The organism is Streptomyces griseus subsp. griseus (genome assembly GCF_000720255.1).
Lineage (GTDB): Bacteria > Actinomycetota > Actinomycetes > Streptomycetales > Streptomycetaceae > Streptomyces > Streptomyces griseus_I.
Genome location: NZ_JOJE01000055.1, coordinates 17,417 through 35,755 on the forward strand (window position 1 = coordinate 17,417; position 18,339 = coordinate 35,755).

The window sequence follows — 18,339 nt, forward strand, 5'->3', positions numbered from 1 at the left end:
TCGGGTCACAGGAGCCCATGGCCCGGTGAAGGGCCTGGTCGTCGACGCCACGTGGCTGCTCGAGGACCACCCGGTCGAGATCAGCCGCGGACCACCGAAGGTCAGGAGCGGTGGACAAGTGCGCTACGGGAGGCAGATCGCGATGACGGCGTGGCGCGTAGGAGACACCGGTAGAGCAACACCCCCACCGCCAGGACGACAACCGCGAAGAGGAAGGGCGCATGAAATGATCCGGTGGTCTGCGCCAGCCATCCGGTGAACACGACGCCGCATCCGCTGGCCGCCGTATTGGCGAAGTTCATCAGCCCGCTGACCGCGCCTACCGTTCCAGGTGCAGCCAGCAGGCCGGGAAGGCTCCAAGCGACGGGCGCGGCGATGGCCAGGCCGGACAGGGAGAGGCACATCCAGGCCACCGCAGCGGAAGCAGACTCGGCGGTCCCCGCGGCGCCGATGCTGGCGCCGCACACCAGCCCCACCGTCAGCACGGCCTTGCGGACCAGTATCGGATCACGGCCTCGAGACACCAGCCTGTCCACCAGCCAGCCTCCGACGAGGAGTTCGGCAACTGTCGCCACACCCCACGGGATCATCGAATGGAGGCCGGAATCCAGCAGTCGAAGGCCGTACTCCCGCTGAAAGAACTCGGGCATCCAAGTGACCACCACATTGATCGAGTAGCCGTAACAGGCAAAGGCGAACGACATGATCCAGTTCCTGCCGACAGACAGCGCGGAGCGGATGTCTCTCATCCGTGCGCGGTCGGTGTCGCGCCCCCCGCCGTTGAGGATGAAATCCCGCTCGGCGTCGGCCAGCAGGGGGTGTTCGGAAGGGTCTCGATAGCAGCACCACCACAGTATGGAGAACAGCAGGCTGAGCATCGCGCAGAACAGGAACCCGGCTCGCCAGCCCCACTCGCTCATCACAAAGGCCAGAACCGGGAACGCCACCATGTGGGCAAGCTTCGTCGCTCCGTCGAACAATGCCGTCGCCATCCCGCGCTCACCGAGCGGGAACCAGGCCGCAGTCGCCTTGGAAGCCCCTACCATGGACGGACCTTCCGCCACACCGAGCAGCAGACGTGCCGCTATGACCGAGCCGAGTCCACCGGCCAGCGCGGTCAGGATACTGGCGACGGTCCACAGAGCGGTGGCGATACGGGTGAGCCATGAGACGCCGAAGATGTCCACGAGCGCACCCGCCGGCAACTGCGCCAGGCAGTACGACCACGTGAAAGCCGCAAGCACGATACCGAGCTGCTGAAGATCGAGATCGAATTCAGCGGCAATCGGTGAACTCGCCACCGACAATGCAATACGGTCGACGAAGTTGACGAATATTCCACCGGCGAGCAGCCCTCCGATCGCCCAGCGGGAACGTCCAGAAGGCTTCACAGAACCGCGTCACCTTTCACGGAACCTCCGTCCCGCTCGAGTCAATGGGGCGAGCCATCACCGGAGCGAAAGATCATGCGCTCCGACAGGGCCTGCCACCTCGTGTGGGCTTCTAGATCTCGCCAAGCCTCAGGCCCGAGGGCAATGTGACGGCTGAGACGCCCGTGTTCTGTGACGCTACGGGTCATCTTGATCGCCGGTCCAGACCGTGCCGGCGTCTTGGCCCAAACCCGCTGTATTGACAGGGGCACCATCGACAAGCCCGCCGGAGGTCCGCAGCACGACCGGGGCACGCAGTTCGGCCGATCGTGGCGGTTCGGGCAGCTGACACCTTGGCTAATCTGCGAGGATGAGCACCGATCTGACTCTGCTGCCGCGTGTCGCCTATCGCGGCAAGGAGGTCACCTCCCATCGGCTGCGCAGCCTGTTGGCGCTGCTCGCGGGCGACTTGCCCACCGGCTGCAGCATCGAGCGGCTCGTGGAAGGCCTGTGGCCGAACGAGCTGCCGGATCGGCCGGGAAAAGCTGTGCAAGTCCTCGTGTCCCGGGCGCGGGCGCTGCTGGGCGCCGACGTCGTCGCGAGCACGCCGACCGGATACCGGCTCACCCTGGCCGAGCATCAGGTCGACAGCTCCGCCCTGCTGCTGCACGCCTCCGCGAGCGCGGACCGGGCCAGGGCCGGCGACCACGCGGGTTCGCTCGCCGCCGCCGAGGCCGGGCTGGCGTTGTGGGACGGCACCCCCGACGGGCCCAGCGACACCGACGACGCCGTAGCCGCGCTGCGCGGCACACGCGCTCCGGTCCGCAGCGCGCTGGTACGCGGGCATGCGCTCGCGCTCGCCCGGCTGGGCCGGCACGCGGAGGCGTCCGGGCCGCTGGCCGAGGCCGCCTCGGCGCATCCGCGCGACGAGGAAGTGCTCGCCGAACTGCTGCGCGGCGAAGCGGCGACGGCGGGCCCGTCCGCCGCGCTGACCCGATACGAGGCCTACCGCCGTGAGCTGCGCGACGAACTCGGCACCGACCCGGGCGCCGCGCTCAAGGCCGTCCAGCAGGAGCTGCTGCGCGGTGAGGCCCCGGTGGTCAGGCACGGCGTGCCGCACGAGCCGAACCCGCTCCTCGGCCGGGACGAGGACATCGCGGCGGTGGAGCACCTGCTGCGCTCCTTTCGCGCCGTCACCGTGGTCGGCTCCGGGGGCCTCGGAAAGACCCGGCTCGCACACGCCGTCAGCCGCCGGGCCGAGCAGCGTGTGGTGCACTTCGTGCCGCTCGTCGGCGTCACAGCGGACGAGGACGTGGCCGCGGAGGTGGCCTCCGCACTCGGCGCGGGCGAGGGGCGGCACGGCGCCGTGAGCGGTCACGCTGCGGCCGATCCCGTGTCGGGCATCCTCGGTGTGCTCGGCTCGGGGCCCACTCTGCTGGCGCTGGACAACTGCGAGCACGTCATCCAGGGCGCCGCCGACCTCGTACAGGCCCTGCTGTCGGCCTCCAAGGATCTGCGGGTGCTCGCCACCAGCCGGGCCCCGCTGGGCCTGACATCGGAGGCCGTGTACGCGTTGCCGGAGCTCGGTCTCGACACGTCGGTCGAGCTGTTCACCCAGCGGGCCCGCGCCGCCCGGCCCGGCGTCAGGCTGCCGCCGGACGCCGTGGCGGAGCTGTGCCGCCATCTCGACGGGCTGCCACTCGCCGTGGAACTGGCCGCGGCACGGGTGCGGGTGATGTCGGTGCCGGAGATCGCCCGCCGCCTCGGCGACCGGTTCGCACTGCTGCGCGGCGGCGCGCGGGACGTGCCCGAACGCCATCGCACGCTGCACGCGGTCGTGGAATGGAGCTGGAACCTGCTGTCGGAGGACGCCAGGGCGGCGCTGCGCACCCTGTCCGTCTTCCCGGGCGGCTTCTCCGGCGGGGCGGCGGAGCAGGTGCTGGGCCAGGACGCGCTGTTCCTGCTGGAGCAGTTGGCCGGTCAGTCGCTGCTGACCGTCGTGGACACCCCGGTGGGTGTGCGGTGCCGGATGCTGGAGACCGTGCGGGAGTTCAGCGCTGCGCGCCGTGCCGAGGCGGGTGAGGAGGACGAGGCCGTGAGCCGGTTCCTGGTCTGGGCGCGGGACTTCGGGGTCGCGAATCACGACGTGCTCTTCGGGGCGGAGCCGCTGGCGGCCTGGGAGGAGGTCAGGGCCGAGCAGGACAACCTGGTGCTCGCGTTACGGCACGCGCTGGCCCGGGACGACGGTCCCACCACCGCGGCTCTCACCGCCGTCCTGGCCGCCTTGTGGTTCACCGATTCCAACTATCCGCGCCTGGCCGCACTGGCCGCCGACACCGGTCCGCCGCTGTCGCGCTACCACCCCGCGCCCGAGTACGTCGAAGTCACCCGCGTCGCCACGGTGTTGTGTACGGCGAGCCTCTTCATGGGCTATCGCCCACATGTGACCGCGGGACGTCAGCTCGTCACGCTGCGGCGGCTTCCTCCGGCTCCGCCGGACACACTGCTGCGCGCAACCGCGGTCGTGCTGAGCGCGATCCCGGAGATGCAGCCGCCCCGCTACGAGGTGCTGCAGAGGCTGTGCGACAGCGAGCAGCCGCTGGTCGTCGGCATCGCCGAGTGCGTGGCAAGTCATGTCTGGGAGTACGAGCACGACATCGACCGCGCGCTCGCCTCGGCGGACCGGATGATCACCGCGCTGGCGTCGGTCGCCAACCCGTCCTTGCAGGTCATGTGCCATGCGCGGCTGAGCGACATGTGTCTGCAGACGGAGCAGGGCGAGGCCGCCTACGACCATCTCAAAGCGGCGCTCGAGGCGCTGCCGCGACTGGACGACGAGCACGACGCCATCGGCATCCGGCGGGGCCTGGTCCTGGCCTGCCTGCAGCGCGGCGACCCCGACGAGGCCGAGTACTGGCTGCGGCAGGCGGAGGGCGACAGCACCCCGCGCAACGACGCCGTCCCCGACCTCGCCGGACGCGCCGAGATCGCGATGGCCCGGGGGCAGACAGAGCTCGGCCTCGGCTTGTGGCGCGGTGCCGTGGCGCAGATGCCCGCGGCCGGCCCGGTGCTCGGCGATGCCCCCTGGTTCGACCCGTGGGCGCTGGAGATCCTCTCGGCCGCGGTGACGGCACACGCTCACGCCGGCCGTCTCGAACTGCTCGCGGAGCCGGTCGACCGGCTCCGGCAGCGGTTGCACGCGCTGCTGTCCGGCCCGTCGCGCACGCCCAGCGAGCTCCCCGTGTTCGGGACGGTGCTGCACGCGCTCGGCATGGCGGGGCTCGCGTCCGGCGACGCCTCCGCCGTACGGATGATCGCGCTGGCCGAACGGTTGCGGGTGCTGCGCGAGTTCCAGCCGACGATGTCGGCGGCGCGTGCCCGGCAGGCCGCCGAGGAGGCCGACGGGGCGGCGTATGCCGACGCGGTGTCGCGGTACGCCGCCCTGGGGCGGGACGAGTTGCGGGATGCGGCCCGCGCGCTCGTTTCGGGGTGAGGAACAGGGACGGGGGCCGGGACGGGGATGCCGGTCGAGGAGCGGTTTCAGGGTCCTGTAGGCGGCGTGAAACCACGCTGAATGCGCAGTGCCGCAACCTCTGCGGTATGACGACAACGGCATCGCAACCACCAGCCATTGCGGCCAAGGGGCTCCGCAAGGCCTACGGGGACAAGACGATCCTCGACGGCATCGACCTGACGGTGCCGGCCGGGACCATCTTCTCGTTGCTCGGCCCCAACGGCGCCGGGAAGACGACCACCGTCAAGATCCTTTCCACTCTCATCGGAGGCGAGGCCGAGGAGCTGTACGTCGGCGGTCATGACCTGGCCACCGAGCCGCAGGCCGTGCGGGCCTCGATCGGCGTCACCGGACAGTTCTCCGCCGTCGACGGTCTGATCACCGGCGAGGAGAACATGCTCCTCATGGCGGACCTGCACCATCTGTCCCGCGGCGAGGGCCGGCGTACCGTCGCGGAGCTGCTGGAGCGTTTCCATTTGACGGAGGCGGCGAAGAAGCCCGCGTCCACCTACTCCGGAGGTATGAAGCGCCGTCTCGACATCGCGATGACGCTCGTCGGCAATCCGAGGATCATCTTCCTCGACGAGCCGACCACCGGGCTCGATCCGCGGAGCCGCCACAACACGTGGCAGATCATCCGTGAACTGGTCTCCGGTGGCGTCACCGTCTTCCTCACCACCCAGTACCTGGAGGAGGCCGACGAGCTCGCCGACCGCATCGCGGTCCTGAGCGACGGCAAGATCGCCGCTGAGGGAACCGCCGACGAGCTGAAGCGGCTCATCCCGGGCGGGCATGTGCGGCTGCGGTTCGCCGCCCCCGCCGCCTACCAGTCGGCGCTCCTGGCACTGAGTGAGGCCACCACCGACGACGCGGCACTGGAGAGGCAGGGGCACGGCGACGGCAGCCGGCGCGAGCTGCGTTCCATCCTCGACTGGCTGGACTCTTCCGGCTTCGCCCTGCGGGAGGTGACCAGGGACGACGAGGCACTGGCGCTCAAGATCCCCAGTGACGGCAGCCAGCGCGAGCTGCGTTCCATCCTCGACTGGCTGGACGCGGTCGGGATCGAGGCGGACGAGCTGACCGTGCACACCCCCGACCTCGACGACGTGTTCTTCGCCCTGACGGGCGGTCTGGCCCAGCCCCGGAAGGAGACCGTCCGATGAGCTCCCTGTCCCTGGCGGTACGCGACTCGACGACGATGGTGCGCCGCAATCTCCTCCACGCGCGGCGCTACCCGGCGCTCACCCTGAACGTCGTGCTGACGCCGCTGATCATGCTGCTGTTGTTCGTGTACGTCTTCGGCGATGTGATGAGCGCGGGCATCGGCGGCGGAGGTGCCGACCGCTCCGAGTACATCGCCTACATCGCCCCGGGCATCCTGATGATGACCATCGGCACCACGCTGGTGGGCACGTCGGTGTCCGTCGCGGACGACATGACCGAGGGCATCATGGCCCGGTTCCGCACGATGGCGATCCATCGCGGTTCGGTCCTCATCGGGCATGTGGCGGGCAGTGTGCTGCGGTCGATGATCAGCGTGACCCTGGTCGGTGCCGTCGCCGTGGCCATCGGGTTCCGGTCGGCGGACGCCACGGTCCTGGAGTGGGTGGCGGCGTTCGTGCTGCTCATCCTGGTCGCCCTGGCGTTCACCTGGATGGCGATCGCGGTGGGGATGGCCAGCCCGAACGGCGAGGCGGCGGGCAACAACGCGGTGCCGCTGGTCATCCTGCCGTTCATCTCCAGCGCCTTTGTCCCGGTCGACGCTATGCCGGGCTGGTTTCGTCCGATCGCCGAGTACCAGCCGTTCACGCCGGCCATCGAGACCCTGCGCGGCCTGCTGCTCGGCAGCGAGATCGGGCACAACGGGTGGCTCACTCTGGCCTGGTGCCTGGGTCTGGCCGTCCTCGGCTACTTCTGGTCGAAATCACTGTTCACCCGCGAATCGCGGTAAGAGCACGGGCTGAATCCCCCGCAGCCCGTCCCGCCCCGGGGCGGAGTACTCCGCCCCGGGGCGATCCTTTGATCGCCCCCCCCGTGCCTCACCACCCTCCGCCTCGCCTGCCCTGCGGCCGCAGGCCTTTCGCCGTGCCCGGACGACACCGGCAGAACCCGGCCGCCTCTTACGCGCACACGTTCCAACGTCGTTTCGGCAATCCTCACGAAGGGAGACCGACGCTGTGTCCACCGCGACGATCGACGACCAGGGGAAAGGGCACCATGTGTTCGACCGTGCTCACTGGCAGGACCGCCTCGATGTGTTGCGTTCCCGGTACCACGTGCCGGGGGCGGCACTCGCGGTGCTGGTGGACGGTGAGATCCACGAGCTGGTCAGCGGCGTACTGCACCGGGACACCGGGGTGCGGGTGACCGCGGACTCGGTGTTCCAGTCCGGTTCGATCGCCAAGGTGTACACGGCGACGCTGGTGATGCAGCTGGTCGACTCGGGCCGGCTGCGGCTCGACACCCGGGTGGTGGACGTACTGCCGGACTTCTCGGTCGCCGATGACAAGGTCACCAAGACCGTGACGGTCGGGCAGCTGCTCAGCCACACCAGCGGGATCGGCGGGGAGTTCACGCATGACACCGGCCGCGGCGACGACTGCCTGGCCCGCTATGTCGAAGCGTGCGCCGAGGTGGGCCAGGACTGTCCGCCGGGGACCATCGTGTCCTACTGCAGCACCGGTTACGCCATCCTCGGCCGCATCGTGGAGGTGATCACAGGGCAGACCTGGGACGACGCACTGCGCGACCGGCTGCTGACACCGCTGGGGCTGGAGCATTCGATGACCCTTCCGGAGGAGGCGCTGCGGTTCCGGGTGGCGATGAGCCATGTCGGCGAGCTGGAGGACGAACCGGAGCCCGCGCCGGTGTGGGACATGCTGCCCCGGTCGGCCGGCCCGTACGGGCGGGTCCTGGTCACCGCCGGAGACGTGGTGCGCTTCGCGCGGATGCACTTGGAGGGCGGACTCGCGCCGGACGGAACGCGCGTGCTGTCGGCCCGGTCCGCGGCGACCATGCGTGAGCGGGTGGCCGACTGCCGGGACCCGTGGTCGTTCATGGCGAACGGGTGGGGGCACGGGTGGGCGCTGTACGACTGGGACGGTGTCACCGGTTACGGTCACGACGGGGCCGTGGTGGGGCAGTTCTCGTATCTGCGGGTGGTGCCCCGGAGCGGCGTCGTCGCCGCTCTGCTGACCAACGGAGGCAGTGCGACGAGCTTCTTCGTCGACCTGTTCCAGGAGCTGCTCGGGGAGCTGGCCGGGGTGCGGCTGCCCGACGCGTTCGCGCCTCCCGAGGAACCCCGGACGGTCGATGTGGGCGCGCTCGCGGGCACGTACGAGCGGGAGGGCGTACGCATCACGATCAGTGAGCGTGACGGTGAGCCGAGGGTGCGGCTGGAGCTGACCGGCGGGGTGGCGCAGTACTCGCCGCCCATCGAGTCGGATCTGGTGCCGGTGTCCGACTCGGTGCTCGCCATGCCGGGGATCGGTCCGGTGAGCGCGCCGTGGCTGCCACTGGTCTTCGGGACGCTTCCGGATCGTACGCCCTATGTCTACTTCGGCATGCGGGCGTCCCCGAAAATCTCCTGAGGCAGGGCCACTTCGGGGCTCAGCGGCTCTGACGGGGTTCGGGCAGTCCTCGCCGGTCGAGCTTGCCGTTGGGGCCGAGCGGGAGGCGGTCGAGGACGACGAAGGCGGAGGGGACCATGAAGGCGGGGAGCCGGCCGGCGACGAACCGGCGCAGTCGCCTCGGATCGAGACCCCCTCCGGGTTCTTCCGGGTCCGGTGCGGCGGGTACGAGATGGGCGACGAGGCTGCCGCCGCCCGAGCCGCGTCCTCGACTGAGGGTCACCACGGCTTGGGCGACGCCGGGGTGGTCGGTCAGTACGGCTTCGATCTCGGCGGGCTCGATGCGGATCCCTCGGATTTTCATCTGGGTGTCGGCACGCCCGAGGTGCTCCAGTTGCCCGTCCGCGTTCCAGCGGGCCAGGTCGCCCGTGCGGTACATGCGCTCCCCCGGCAGGCCGAACGGGTCGGCGACGAACCGTTCGGCGGTCAGGTCGGGCCTGGCGTGGTAGCCGCGGCCGATCGAACCCGCCACGTACAGCTCCCCGGTGACGCCGGGTGGCACCGGGGCGAGGCCGGGGCCGAGCACGTAGGCGCGCATGTTGCCGAGCGGGCGGCCGATCGGCACGCTGCCGGCGGCGGGGCGCTCGCGGGGGACGACGTACGTCGTGGCGTAGAAGCTCTCCGTCTGCCCGTAGGCGTTGACCACTTGCGTGCCGGGCATCGTCGCGTGCACCTGCTGCACCAGCGCGGCCGGCAGCGGCTCACCGGCGAACATCAGCACCTCCACGCCGACCCGCTCGGTGATCCTCTCCAGCATCTCGGCGAGCATCGAGGGGACGGTGTGGACGACGCTGCCGCTCCATCCGCCGCGTTCCGCGAGGACGAGAATGTCGCGGACCACCTCGACGGTTGCGCCGGTGCTCAGCGCGGCGAACACCTCGAAGACCGACACGTCGAAGTTGATGGAAGTCCCCGCCAGCAGGCGTCCCCCCGGTCGCAGGCCGGCGGTCATGGCCAGCCGGCAGACGCCGTTGACCACGTTGGCGTGGGTGATTGCAACGCCTTTGGGCGTGCCCGTGGAGCCCGATGTGTACATCAGGTACGCCAGGTTCTCCGGGTGCAGCGGAGGCCGTGCCGGATCGCCGTCGGGGTCCGGTGCGACGCTGTCGAGGTCGAAGGACTCCAGGTAGTGGCAGGGGACGCCGTGAGCGGGCAGCGTCGTGGCGGTCGAGGCGTCCGTGAGGATGAGGCCGGGTGCGGCATCGGAGAGCAGGAAGTCCAGCCGCCGGCTGGGGTAGCGGGGGTCGATCGGCACATATCCGGCACCGGACTTGAGGATCCCCAGCAGTGCCACCACGAGGTCGGCCGAGCGGGGCAGCGCCAGGCCCACCAGCGCTTCCGGGCCGAGTCCGTCCCGGATCAGCGCGGCTGCCAGCCGGTCGGCCCTGGCATTCAGATCCCGGTAGGTCAGCGACCGGCCGCCGGACACGACCGCCACCGCGTCCGGTGTGGCGAGGACCTGGCGCTCCACCAGTTGCGGGATGGTCAGCCGGGGCGTGGGGACCGCCGTGTCGACCAGTTCCTCCAGCAGCCGGTACCGCTCGGCCGCGTCCAGGACGTCGACCTCTGCCAACCGCAGACCGGGGTCCGCCACCAGCTGTTCCAGTACCCGGACGAACCGGCCGGCGAGTCTCTCCACCGCCGTCCGCTCGAACAGGTCGGATGCGTACTCGATCGCGCCGACCGGCTCCCGGCCGCCCGCGCCGGTGGCCACCATGACGGCGAGGATCGGCTCGTCTCTCGCTGCGGGCGTGCCGGCCGGCTCCTCGGTCACGGTCAGGCCGGGCAGGTCGAGGAGTGGCGTGGTGCGGTGGCGGCGTGCGAGTGCCGTCGGAGGCAGCGGAAGGGGAAGGGAGCGGTGCGGGCCGGATGCGTCGAGGGCCTCTTCCCGGGCGTCGGGGTCCCGGTCCCGTACGGCGTCGAGGAGGATGCCGAACGGCGGGTTGGCCGACAGATCCGCGCGCCCCAGCCGGATGGTGACGTACGGGTCGTCCGAGCCCGCTGCCCCGGCTCGGTCACTGGCCGTGCTCAGTGAAGCGGTCGGTGTGTCAGTGCCGCCCCCCAGGTGGTGCCAGAGCACGGCGAGTGCCGTGCGCAGGACCATGGCGGTGGTCGCGTGCCGGTCCTTCGCCAACGCGGCGGCTCCGTCGAGGAGTTCGGGCCGGAGGGGGAAGTGCACCGTGTCGCGGAGGTGGGGTGCGGCCGGCTGGGGCACGGCGTCGGCGGGCGGCGGGGCGCGGTCGGGCCAGTCCGGCAGGGCGCCGTCGCGCCGCGCGGTGTACGCGATCGGCAGGTCGCGTACCAGGGGCTCGAGGAGTTCCCCGTCCGCCGAGCCGGGGCGCAGCACCAGAACCAGTACGTGCACGCCGGGCGCACACGCCAGCACCTGCGCCCGGACCGGGATGTCATCCGCCGCGCCGAAGCGGTGCTGTGCCGCGTCCCGTAGCGCGCGCGGCACGTCCCGCTCCACCAGTTCGCGCACCGGCACGTCGAGCGGGAACCCGGCCGCCGGCCCGGTGCGCGGACCGTGGTGGCGCGCCACCGCGTCCCCGATCGCCGCCGCGAGGGCCGCCCTGTCGAGGGGCCCGGTCATCCGCCATGCCCAGGTGGTGCTGTCCGTCGACGGCTCGTCCTGCCGATGGACCGGCTCCGCGGGGCGCCGTACGGGCGGCAACGGGATCATGCGTGGCTACTCCTTCTCGCTCCGGCGGTCGAGGGCCTGGCCGAGCCGTGCGGCAGCGGAACGGGGCTGCTGTCCCGCCGACGGGACGCCCGGGAGCGAGCGTTCGGCCCCGGCCCGTCCCGGCTTCCGCGGTCCGCTGAGGGCTTTCACTCCCGCAGTTCGAGGGTGCAGCACTTGACGCTTCCGCCGGCCTTGAGGAGCTCGGTCAGGTCGGCGCCGACCGGGGCGTAGCCGCGGTCGCGCAGACGCCCGGCGAGCCCGACGGCCTGCTGCGGCAGTATCACGTTCTTTCCGTCGGACACCGCGTTGAGGCCGAAGACGACGGCGTCCGCTTCATCGGCCAGAACGGCGTCAGGGAATCGCGCGGAAAGAATGGCCCGGCTTTCCGCGGAAAACGCGTCCGGATAGTACATGATTTCGCCGTGACCGAGCACGGCGAGAGCCGTGTCGAGGTGGTAGAACCGCGGGTCGACGAGCGTCAGGGACACCACGGGGCGGCCGAAGAACTCCTGCACTTCGCGGTGGGCCCTCGGGTCGCTGCGAAAACCGCTGCCGGCCAGGATCTCCGTGCCGGTGAAGAGGAAATCGCCCTCGCCCTCGTTGATGTACTCGGCCTGGCGCACCTCGGACCAGCCGGCGCCGCGGAACCAGTCGAGGTACGCCGCCGACTCGTCGACCCGCTCCTGGTTGCGGAACCTGGCGACGAGCGCCCTGCCGTCCACGACCATCGCACCGTTCGCCGAGAAGACCATGTCGGGCAGGCCCGGCGTCGGTTCGATCAGTTCCACGTCGTGGCCGAGCGTGCTGAAGGTGTCGTGCAGCCGCTTCCACTGCTCCTGACCGAGCTCGGCGGACGTGGGCCGGGCGGGGTCCATCCAGACGTTGATCGAATAGGTGACGTCGAAATACGTCGGGCGGCACATGAGGTAACGCCGCCGCGTGGCCACCTTGTTGCGAGCCGGACGTCGCTCCGTGTTTTGCTGCAATGGCTTGAGTCCTTTGCGCTCGAAGTTGTTCCGGAATGGCGGGAATCAGCGTGCCGAAACGCTGCGTGCACACAAGCGGGAACTGGCGCGGGGGGGGGGACTGCGGACCGGATCCGGTCCGGGGCACGCTGCCATTGTCCCGTCGACGGGACAGCCGATATTCCCATAGCGGCGCAGCGTCGGGAAGACGATAGCAATTGGCCGTAGCTGCCTGTAGCGTTCAGCGGGACGCACTCGAATTCGCCAAGTGTTCCGGACGCCCGCAGAAGCCTCGGCAGTCTGCGCACCGGTTCCATTTCCTCTGGTGACGACGATCCGGACGTTCGTACCTGCCACTGTGCCGCCCGTCGACGCGGGCGGGCGAGCCGGTCCCGTTCCGTACGGTGCGCTGCGCACATCCGAAGAAAGGAAACCCATGTCCCGCCCTGTCAGTGAACTGCCGGGACTGCCCGTGACACGCCCCGCGGGCTGCCCCTTCGATCCGCCCCAGGAACTGGCGAAGCTACGCGAGGAAGAGCCCGTCGTGCGGATGGTCTTCCCCGACGGACACACCGGCTGGCTGGTGACCAGTCACGAACTCGTCCGCGCCGTACTGGAGGACAACCGCTTCAGCGCGAGGTTCGAGCTCATCCACTCCCCGCTGCCCGGAGCGGGCACCAAGGGGATGCTGCCGCCTGCCCCGCCCGGGATGTTCGGCGGGATGGACCTTCCCCAGTCGGCCCGCTACCGCAGCCTGCTCAAGCCCCGGTTCAGCAGCCGCCAGATGATGCGGCTGTCCGGGCGGATCCAGGAGATCGCGGACGAGTACCTGGACGCCATGGAGGAGCACGGCCCGCCGGTGGACCTGGTGGAGGCGTACGCACTGCCCATCCCCGCTCTGGTGATCTGCGAGCTGCTCGGCGTTCCCTACTCCGACCGCGAGTCGTTCCAGAGCAATGCGATAGGCGTGAACAACAACGACCTCCCGACGGAGGAGCAGTGGGCCTGTCTCGTCGCCATTCAGGAGTACCTGACCGAGCTGGTGGTGGCCAAGCGCACCAAGCCGGGTGACGACCTGATGAGCGAGCTCACGGCCACCGACCTCACGGACGAGGAGATCGCCAACATCGCGGCGTTGATGCTGGGCGCGGGTTTCGAGACCACCGCCAACATGATCGCCCTGGGTACGTGGGTGCTGCTGCGCAATCCCGGCCAGCTCGCCGCCTTCCGGTCCGACCCGGACCTCATCGACCCGGCCGTCGAGGAGCTGCTGCGCTATCTGACCATCACGCACACGGGTGCGCGGGCGGCGCTGGAGGACGTCGAACTCGGCGGTCAGCTGATCAAGGCGGGCGAGAGCATCGCGCTGTCGAACCAGGCGGCGAACCGGGACCCGAAGAAGTTCCCCGACCCGGACATCCTCGACCTGCAGCGGCAGGCCGCGGGGCATGTGGCCTTCGGCCGCGGCGTCCATCTGTGCATGGGCAAGGACCTGGCGCGCGTCGAGATGCGGGTCGCCCTTCCCGCGCTGTTCAACCGGTTCCCGACCCTGCGCATGGACATCGCGCCCGAGGACGTGCCGCTCAGGTTCAACTCGGACGTCTTCGGCGTGGACCGCCTCCCCGTCGCCTGGGACCGGACGTAGCCGATGGAGCTCGTCGTGGACCGGGAGCGTTGTATCGGTGCCGGCATGTGTGTGCTGACCGCTCCCGATGTGTTCGACCAGGACGACGAGGACGGGAAGGTGCTGCTGCTCGACCCCGTGCCGCCACGCCGGGCCGCCGGGACGGCGGTCAGGCAGGCGGCTCACCTGTGCCCGATGGGCGCGATCACCCTCGTCCCGGGCGACGGCCCGTGATGACGCACCGCGAAGTCCGGGCGACGCGGTCGCCTGCCGGATTCTGACAGCGTTCGGAGCCCGGCCGCACGGGTGGCACCGGCGCCGGCCGCGTCACCCGCGCACGCCATCCAGCGGCGCCGTGCCGCCCTCCCGGCACTTCGGGGTCGGATCCCGGCCCACCCCCCCCGCGCGTGCCGGCGCCGCATCGCGTCGGCTCGGCCCGGAAGGGCTCGCCCCGCGGCGTCACCACACATGAATGGAGCACGCACCATGACCGAACGCGCCGTGCCGGACGACAGGACACTGCCCATCCCGCGCACCTGCCCCTTCTCCCCGCCCGCGCAGTACGCCGAGTTGCGGGAGAAGGAGCCGGTCTCCCGCTTCCGGCTGCCGAACAAGGACGAGGCCTGGGTCCTGACCCGCTACGCGGACATCCGCGCGATACTCGCCGATCCCCGGTTCAGTTCGGACGTCAGGCTGCCGGGATATCCGTTCTTCACCCCGGAGAGGCCCAGTGAACAACCGATCCAGCTGCTGATCCACATGGATCCCCCCACGCACAACGAAGCCCGCCGCAGGGTGATCAGCGAGTACACCGCGAAACGGACCCGGGACCTACGGCCCCGGGTCCAGCGCATCGTCGACGAGCGGCTCGACGCGATCGTGCGGGGCCCGCGGCCGGTCGATTTGGTGGCGGAGTTCGCCGTTCCCGTGCCGGCGCTGGTGATGTTCGAGCAGCTCGGGATCCCGCGCGCCGACCACCAGTGGTTTCTGTCCACGAACTCCCTGCTGATCAGCGGCCTGACCTCGGAGTCCGAGCGGGACGAGGCGTTCGGCGCGCTCAGCGGCTACTTGCTGGACCTGATCGAGAAGAAGGAGAGCGATCCGGGCGACGATCTGCTCAGCAGGCAGATCGCCAAGAACAAGGAGAGCGGCGACTACGACCGCTCGTGGCTGACGGGCCTGGCGCTGCTGCTGTTCATCGGCGGCTCCGAGAACATGGCCAGCATGATCTCGCTCGGCGCGATGATGCTGCTGCGGCACCCCAAGGAGCGCGCGCGGATCACCGCGGACCCGTCGCTGACCCCGCAGTTGGTGGAGGAGATGCTGCGCTACTTCACCATCGCCGAACTGACGATGACCCGCGTGGCGACCGAGGACGTCGAGGTGGGCGGCAAGCTGATCCGTGCGGGAGAGGGTCTGGTGGCGCTGACCAACGCGGCCAACCACGATCCCGAGGCGTTTCCCGAGCCGGACGTCTTCGACATCGACCGCCCGGCTCGCAGCCACCTGGCCTTCGGGTTCGGTCCGCACCAGTGCCTCGGGCAGAGCCTGGCGCGTCTGGAGTTCCAGATCGTCTTCGACTCGCTGTGCGCCCGTATCCCGGAGATGGAGCCGGCCGTCCCGCTCGAGGAGTTGAGGTACAAGAGTGACGACGAGGGCGTCTTCGGTCTCGTCGAACTCCCCGTCACCTGGTAGCCGGCGACCCGTCCCGAACGCGCTACCGGAGGCAGTGTGCCTCCGGTAGCGCGTTCCGTTCATCGCGTGCCGAGGTGCCGGTTGACGATGGTGCCGATCCGCGCCGCGGGCGCCGAGTCGCACAGGGACGCGTGGTCGGCCTCGATGTCGTACACCTCGATGTTCCCCGTGATGTGCTGCCTCCAGTGCCCGTCGTCCCCGGCGTACCTGCCGTCCGTGCTCAGTGTGGCCCGGAAGAACAGCGCGTCGCCCGAGTACGTGGGCGAGGTGAAGTCCCGCAGGAGCCGCATGTGGTTGGTCCAGGCGACCGCCGCCGTCCGCACCACCGCGCGTACGCCGTCCGGGCCGACCATGTCGCCGACGTAGTCGCTCAGCACGCCCTCGACATCCTGCTGCGGAGGCACCTCGGCCTCGTGGAAGTAGGTGCTGGGCGCACAGTCCAGCAGTCCCAGCAGCCCCACCTCGTGGCCACGCCGCTCCAGTTCGGCGGCCATGGCGTGCGCGGCCGTACCGCCGAAGGACCAGCCGAGCAGGTGGTAGGGCCCCTCGGGCTGGATCTCCTGGATCTGCCGCAGGCAGCCGTCGACGAACTGCTCCATGGACGCGGGCGACGGCGCCCCGCTGAAGGCCGGAGCCTGGAAGGCGTACACCGGCCGGTCCCGCACGTGCGGTGCGAAGTTGAGGTACGACCAGCCGAGCCCGAAGCCGGGCTGGACGAACCAGAGCGGCTCCCCGCCGCCTCCTGACCGGATCGTCAGCAACCGCGCGAAGGGGTCCTCGACCTGCGAGCCGGCGCCGGGACGCAGCCGGTCGGCGAGCTCGGCGACGGTGGGCCGCTCGAACACCACCCGGATCGGCAACGCGATGCCGAAGGCCGCGTCGATCCGGCCGATGAGCTGCGTCGCCAGCAGCGAATGCCCGCCGAGCGTGAAGAAGTTGTCGTCGATGCCCACCCGGTCCAGGCCGAGCACCTCGGCGAACAGTGCGGCGACGCGCCCCTCGTGCGCCGTGCGCGGTGCCCGGTAGGCCTCGCCGGTGAACTCGGGCTCGGGCAGCGCCGCCCGGTCGAGTTTCCCGTTCGGTGTCAGCGGCAGCCGGTCCATCGGCACGATCGCGGCGGGGACCATGTATTCCGGCAGCCGCTGCGCCACGTGTCCGCGCAGCTCGCTCACGGTCAGGGTGTCGTCGCCTGCGAGGACCGCGTACGCGACGAGTTGCTTGCTGGAGCCCCGGCCGTCGCGGGCGATCACAACCGCCCGCTCCACCGCCGGGTGCTCCGCGAGCGCGGCCTCGATCTCCCGGGGCTCGACGCGGAAGCCCCGCACCTTCACCTGGGAGTCGTTGCGGCCGGCGAACTCGAGGTGGCCGTCGGGGGTGCGCCGGGCCAGGTCACCGGTGCGGTACATCCGGTCACCGGGCGGCCCGTACGGATCGGCGACGAAGCGTTCCGCGGTCAGTCCGGGGCGGCCGTAGTAGCCGCGGCCGACCCGGCCCGCGACGTACAGTTCGCCCACCGCGCCCGCCGGGACCGGGTTCAGAGCACCGTCCAGGACATACACACGCATGTTGCTCAGCGGCGTCCCGATGGGCATGCCGCCCTCGCCGTCCCAGTCGTCGGGGACGTCGAACGTCATGGCGTAGAAGTCCTCGGTCTGCCCGTAGCCGTTGATGACGCGCACTCCGGGCATGGCGGCACGGATCTTGTGCAGCAGCGCCGTGGGGAAGGCCTCCCCGGCCAGCACCACCGTGTCCAGGCGCAGCTCGTCGGTGCGCCGGTCGAGCAGCTCGCCCAGCGCCGAGGGAACGGTGTGCACCACGCGCCCCTCCCAGTCGCCGCCCGTGCCGAGAACCAGGACGTCCCGGACCATCTCGACGCATCCGCCGGTGCTCAGGGTGAGGAAGTACTCGAACACCGAGATGTCGAAGTTGATCGACGCGGCGCCCAGCATGCGCGACTCGGGTCCGGATCCGAGGATCTCCGCCAGCCGCGTCACCGGGTTGACCACGTTCGCATGGGTGAGCGCCGCGCCCTTCGGCGTGCCCGTGGACCCCGAGGTGTACATCACGTACGCCAGGTTGTCCGGCCGCAGCGCCTTCGGCAGCACGGAGAGGTCCGCCTCCCCGTGCAGGTCGATGTCCTCCAGATGGAGCCGCGCGCCGTGCGTCATGGGCAGCTCGGGCGCGGTCGCCCGGTCGGTGAGGACGAGCACCGGGCGGGCGTCGTCCAGCATGAACACCAGACGGTCGCTGGAGTACTTGGGGTCGATCGGCAGGTAGGCCGCGCCGGCCTTGAGGATCCCCAGCATGGCGGCGAGCAGGTCCGCGGTCCGGGGCAGCGCGAGACCGACGAGGGACTCCGGCCCGACTCCGTGTCGCGCCAGCGCGCATGCCACACGGTCGGCCCTGCTGTTCAGCTCCCGGTACGTCCAGGCGACGTCGCCGCACCGCACCGCGACGGAGTCGGGACTCGCCGCGGCCTGCCGCTCGATCAGCTGCGGAACCGTCACGTCGGGGACCGCGGCCGCGGTGTCGTTGAACGCCCGCAGCCACGCGCGGTCGGCCGGTTCGAGCGTGTCGATCGCGCTGACCCTGCGGCCGGGATCGGCAACGAGTTCCCGCAGGATACGCAGCATCCGGTCGCCGATCCCGGCCACGGCGTCGCGCTCGAACACGTCCTGCCGGTATTCCAGCGACAGCTGGAGCTGGGAGGTCGCCATGGCTATCACCGCCAGCGGGTAGTGCGTGCTGCCGGCGTAGGGGCGTATGCCGGTGCAGGTGATTCCGGCCCGGGTGCCGGCCTCGGTCAGGCCGGACTGGTCCATCGGGTAGGACTCGAAGACGACCAGGGTGTCGAAGAGC

General features: G+C 70.5%; 11 protein-coding genes. 7 read left to right on the forward strand and 4 right to left on the reverse strand.

Annotated features, from left to right (window positions below):
* Positions 1-101: 101 nt before the first annotated feature.
* Positions 102-1,391, reverse strand: a complete 1,290-nt coding sequence (locus tag IG99_RS39550) for an MFS transporter (protein WP_051866510.1) — start codon at positions 1,389-1,391, stop codon at positions 102-104.
* A gap of 349 nt (positions 1,392-1,740) precedes the next feature.
* On the opposite strand from IG99_RS39550, the gene IG99_RS39555 reads away from it, so the two are divergent.
* The 4 genes from IG99_RS39555 to IG99_RS39570 all read left to right on the forward strand — a co-directional run bounded on the left by IG99_RS39555 (position 1,741) and on the right by IG99_RS39570 (position 8,474).
* A complete protein-coding gene (locus tag IG99_RS39555; RefSeq protein ID WP_037683090.1) occupies positions 1,741-4,863 on the forward strand; it encodes an ATP-binding protein in 3,123 nt (1,040 codons plus the stop codon).
* Between the two features lie 107 nt (positions 4,864-4,970).
* Positions 4,971-6,047 carry an ATP-binding cassette domain-containing protein gene (locus IG99_RS39560; protein WP_037683093.1) on the forward strand — a complete coding sequence of 359 codons (1,077 nt, stop codon included), beginning with the start codon at positions 4,971-4,973 and terminating at the stop codon, positions 6,045-6,047.
* Positions 6,044-6,835, forward strand: coding sequence for an ABC transporter permease (locus tag IG99_RS39565; protein ID WP_037683095.1), 792 nt, complete (start codon positions 6,044-6,046; stop codon positions 6,833-6,835). Before IG99_RS39560 ends, IG99_RS39565 begins: the two co-directional genes overlap by 4 nt.
* A gap of 226 nt (positions 6,836-7,061) precedes the next feature.
* The gene (locus IG99_RS39570; protein ID WP_051866512.1) at positions 7,062-8,474 is read left to right on the forward strand and encodes a serine hydrolase domain-containing protein; all 1,413 of its coding nucleotides are present in this window, start codon (positions 7,062-7,064) and stop codon (positions 8,472-8,474) included.
* 19 nt (positions 8,475-8,493) lie between these two features.
* On the opposite strand, the gene IG99_RS39575 is transcribed toward IG99_RS39570, so the two are convergent.
* Both IG99_RS39575 and ddaH read right to left on the reverse strand, forming a co-directional pair.
* A complete protein-coding gene (locus IG99_RS39575; protein WP_051866515.1) occupies positions 8,494-11,196 on the reverse strand; it encodes a non-ribosomal peptide synthetase in 2,703 nt (900 codons plus the stop codon).
* A 146-nt stretch (positions 11,197-11,342) separates the two neighbouring features.
* Positions 11,343-12,182, reverse strand: a complete 840-nt coding sequence (gene ddaH / locus IG99_RS39580) for a dimethylargininase (protein ID WP_394298076.1) — start codon at positions 12,180-12,182, stop codon at positions 11,343-11,345.
* Positions 12,183-12,597: 415 nt separating this feature from the next.
* On the opposite strand from ddaH, the gene IG99_RS39585 reads away from it, so the two are divergent.
* From IG99_RS39585 to IG99_RS39595, 3 genes are all read left to right on the forward strand, one after another.
* Entirely contained in the window at positions 12,598-13,806 is a 1,209-nt protein-coding gene (locus IG99_RS39585) for a cytochrome P450 (protein ID WP_037683098.1), read from the forward strand.
* A 3-nt stretch (positions 13,807-13,809) separates the two neighbouring features.
* Positions 13,810-14,019 (forward strand): ferredoxin, encoded by a 210-nt coding sequence (locus IG99_RS39590; protein ID WP_037683100.1) that lies wholly within the window; start codon positions 13,810-13,812, stop codon positions 14,017-14,019.
* 252 nt (positions 14,020-14,271) lie between these two features.
* A complete protein-coding gene (locus tag IG99_RS39595; protein WP_037683102.1) occupies positions 14,272-15,480 on the forward strand; it encodes a cytochrome P450 in 1,209 nt (402 codons plus the stop codon).
* Positions 15,481-15,539: 59 nt separating this feature from the next.
* Here IG99_RS39595 and IG99_RS39600 read toward each other — a convergent pair.
* On the reverse strand, positions 15,540-18,339 hold a 2,800-nt coding region (locus tag IG99_RS39600; RefSeq protein WP_037683103.1), incomplete at its 5' end, for a non-ribosomal peptide synthetase.